At 65.5% G+C, this 3,896-nt stretch carries 3 protein-coding genes and 1 pseudogene; all 4 read right to left on the reverse strand.

Annotated elements, in window-relative coordinates; all coding sequences use genetic code 11:
- Positions 1-941: FAD-dependent oxidoreductase (locus EN925_RS26640; protein ID WP_164894404.1), on the reverse strand; the 941-nt coding region annotated here is incomplete at its 3' end.
- Positions 942-943: 2 nt separating this feature from the next.
- Positions 944-2,323 carry a glutamine synthetase family protein gene (locus EN925_RS26645; RefSeq protein WP_063169493.1) on the reverse strand — a complete coding sequence of 460 codons (1,380 nt, stop codon included), beginning with the start codon at positions 2,321-2,323 and terminating at the stop codon, positions 944-946.
- Positions 2,324-2,329: 6 nt separating this feature from the next.
- A complete protein-coding gene (locus EN925_RS26650) occupies positions 2,330-3,613 on the reverse strand; it encodes a glycosyltransferase (RefSeq protein ID WP_013528948.1) in 1,284 nt (427 codons plus the stop codon).
- Between the two features lie 10 nt (positions 3,614-3,623).
- Positions 3,624-3,896: pseudogene (locus tag EN925_RS26655) on the reverse strand (GntR family transcriptional regulator); the annotation flags it as partial.

Here is a 3,896-nt window from a genome sequence, read left to right on the forward strand (position 1 = left end):
GGCGTGTAGCGCTCGCCGCCGCCGAACAGCAGCCGGCCGTCCGCCGACATCCGGTAATAGTTGACGACGAAGCGTGTGTCGGACACCGCGACATTGGCCGGGATGACATTGCGCTTGCCCTCCAGCGGCTCGGTGGCGACGATGTAGTTGCCAACCGGCATGATGCGGCTGTTGACGCGCGGCTCCAGCCCATCGAGCAGAGCGTCACCGGCCAGCACGACATGTTTTGCACGCACCGATCCCTTTGCCGTCGAGATCCGGATCGAAGGCTCACGCTCCAGCTTCACCGCCACCGAATTCTCATGGATGACGACGCCGGCAGCAATCGCCGCGCGGGCAAGGCCGAGCGTGTAGTTCAGCGGATGCATGTGGCCGCCGAGCGGCTCATACATCGCGCCATGATAGGGTGTGTCGACCTTGGCTCGGGCTTCCGCCGCCGACAGGATTTCGGCGTGCGGGAACTTCATCACCGTAGCCAGGCACTCGACCTCTTCCTCGAGATCCTTGAGGTCGGAACCGTTGACCGCGCCGACCAGATGGCCGGTCAGCCTGAGATCGCAATCGATGGCATGGCGCTCGATGATGTCGAGCACCAGCCCACGCGCCTCGAACGCAAGATCGAACAGCACCTTTGCCCGCTCCGGCCCGTAGAGCTTGACCAGGCCCTTGGCGCCCTTGCGCAGGCCGGGGATCATCTGGCCGCCATTGCGGCCCGACGCCCCCCAACCGATCTTGCCGCCTTCGAGCAGCACCACCTTCAACCCGCGCTCGGCGGCGTGAAGGGCGGCCGACAGGCCGGTGCAGCCGCCGCCGACGACAACCAGGTCGGTGTCGACGTCGCCGACCAGCGCCGGATGGTCCGGCGCCGGATTGGCGGTGGCGACATAATAGGATTTTGCGATATCGAGGCCCGAATTGAAGCCCGTTGAACTGGAAGCCATGATCACACCTTCAGCAGAAGGTGGTCGCGTTCCCAGCTCGTCACCACGCCCTGGAACAGGTCGAGCTCGACGCTCTTTACGCGCAGATAAGTCTGGAAGAAATCCTCGCCGAGCAGTTCCCGCACCGGGCCGCAAGCCTCGAAACGATCGAGCGCCTCCTCCATCGTCTTCGGCAGCGTGCTCTTGATCTTGTAGGCATTGCCCGACGCCTCGGGCGAGCGCGCCAGTTTCTGCTCGACGCCGAGATAGCCGGCAAGCAGCGAGCCGGCGATCGCCAGGTAAGGATTGGAATCCGCGCCCGGAAGCCGGTTCTCCACCCGCCGCGCGGCGCGGCCGCCGGCCGGCACGCGCAGGCCGCAGGAGCGGTTGTCATGCGACCATTCGATGTTGGCCGGCGCGCTGTGGTTCGGCCTGATGCGGCGGAACGAGTTCACGTTGGGCGCGAACAGCGGCATGATTTCGGGGACATATTTCTGCAGGCCGCCGATGAAGTGGCCAAACATTGCGGTGTCGGCATCGTCGCTGCCGGCAAACAAAGTCCTGCCGGCCTCGTCGATGACCGACATGTGCAGATGCATGGAGCTGCCGGCCTGTGCGGCGATCGGCTTGGCCATGAAGGTGGCGTGCATGCCGCTTTGCTGCGCGGCCTGGCGCGTCAGCCGCTTGAACAGCAGCACCTTGTCGGCCAGCGGCAGCGCATCGCCATGCAGGAAGTTGATCTCCAACTGCGCGGTTCCCGACTCATGGATCAGCGTGTCGAGCGGCAGGCCGGCCGCCGCCGCATAATCGTAAATGCGGCGGATCACCGGCTCGAACTCCTCGAGCCCGGCCATATCGTAGGGATGCTGCACGGTCTCGGCGCGGCCATTGGCGCCGACCGGGGCGGTCAGCGGACGGTCCGGATCCGGATTGGGCGCGGTGAGATAGAATTCCACCTCGGGCGCCACCACCGCCCGCCAGCCGCGCTTGGCGTAGAGGTCGAGCACGGCCCTGAGCACATGGCGCGGCGAGGCCATCCAGGGCCGGCCGTCCATATGGAAGGCATCGGCAAAGACATAGGCCTTGCCGGGAGCGGCACCCGGCGCCAGGCAGAGCGTCGATACATCAGGCACCATGCGCATGTCCGGATCCGAATAGGCAAAACCCTCGTCGATCGAGCCGGAATAGCGGCCGTCGATGCTGACCAGGAAAGCGCTGCTCGGCAGATAGAGCGCGCGGTCTTCAAGCGCCTGGAGGAATTTGGCCGTCGGCAAGGCCTTGCCGCGCAGGACGCCGTTCATGTCGGGCACCAGGCACTCGACTTCGTTGATGCCGTGCCGGGCCAGCCAGGCCTTGGCATCGTTGCCGCTGGAGAGCGAGATGTTCGTGTTGTTGTCAGGCATTTTCGTTCAAATCCGTATCAGAGAGAGTATGGCTTGCGCGGCCGCATCCGTTCCGGGTTTCAGCGCCATTTGGGCTGCATTGTCCTTGAGGCGGGCGCGCATGGCATCGTCGGCCAGCAGGCCGAGAATGGCTTTCTCCAACACTCCTTCGGTCCAGCCGTCACGGCCGATATGGTCGCCGGTGCCGGTCTCTTCGGCGCGTTGCGCGTTGTCGTGTCCATCCCAGCAATAGGGCATGATCAGCGACGGCACGCCGAAGCGCAGCGCTTCGCAAAAACTGTTGTTGCCGCCGTGATGGATGAACAGATCCGACTTCGCCACCACCGAGGGCTGCGGAAACCAGGCGTCGAGATAGACATTGTCCGGCACCGCGCGGTAAGCGTCGCGCAGGCCGCCGGCATTGACGATGAAGCGCGCCGGCAGCCTGTCGAACACCACCAGCATGCGCTCGATCAGGCCGACATCCATGGCACCCAGGCTGCCGAAGCTGACATAGACCAGCGGCCCGCCATTGCGCGGGAACACCGGCACCTCGAACGGCCCTTCAGAACGCACGCAGCCCTCGAGATAGACGAAGCGCGCGGGGTCGAGCGGCTCGGCACGCTCGCGGCGCACGATCGTCGGCGTCAGCAGCAGGTTGAGATCGGGCGACGTCTCGAGGAACTGACCCTTCGGCAGCGGCCCCAGTCCGGCATCCGCCCGGAAGCGGTTGAAGCGGTCATGCGCCGGCGCGCAAGCCGCCAGATACCTGGCCTCGAACGCCGCGCGTTGCGGGTCGTCCACGCCAAGCCCCGACAGATAGGGCGGCACATTGGCGTCCGGCAGCTCGGTCTCGGCGCAGGAGACGACGCGCACCCACGGACAGCCGGCGGCGGCGATCGCCGGGAACATGATGACATTGTCGAGCACCACGGCATCCGGCTTGAGCCGTGCCAGCAATTGGCGCAGCGGCGCCTCGGCATTGACCGCGGTGTCGACGATGGCCTGCCAGGTCGGAGCGACATAGGTCTCAAGCTGGTCGATCGGGCTCAGCCTGAAATGCGGCAGGTGCCGGCGCACGAAAGCCTGCCAGTAGCTCTGACGTTGGCTCTCGCTCAGCGGCTCGTCGGTTGGCAACTGGTATTCCTGGAAACCATAGTCGGCAAAGACGCCGGAGAAACCGGCATGGCAGATGAAGACGGGCCGGGCGCCTTTCGCACGCAGCGCCTGCGCGATGCCGACGCAATTCAACGCCGCGCCGAAGCTTGCTTCGGGAAACAGCGCGATGGTCGGGCTGGCTTTACGCGTCAATTAATCCTCGTCATTCCGGCCGGCTGATCGTGCCGAACAGCGCGGGAGCCCCGCGGCTGGCCGCTTGCGGTCGCTGGTTGCGGGAGAGCCGCAGATGAATGCGAAGCAGATCGGCAGCCACCTCATACTGCAGGCTTTCAAGATGGTCGAGTATGACAAGGTGTTCGCGCAGCGATTGCCGCAATCGGAAGACGTTGACGCCGGCATAGATGCCCGGCAGCCGGCGCAGCCTGAGGTGATCGGCGAGCGCGTCGGCGATGAAGCGGTTGGCGCTGCCCTCGGC

This window comes from Mesorhizobium sp. M7A.F.Ca.US.006.04.2.1 (assembly GCF_004022915.1).
Taxonomy (GTDB): domain Bacteria; phylum Pseudomonadota; class Alphaproteobacteria; order Rhizobiales; family Rhizobiaceae; genus Mesorhizobium; species Mesorhizobium ciceri.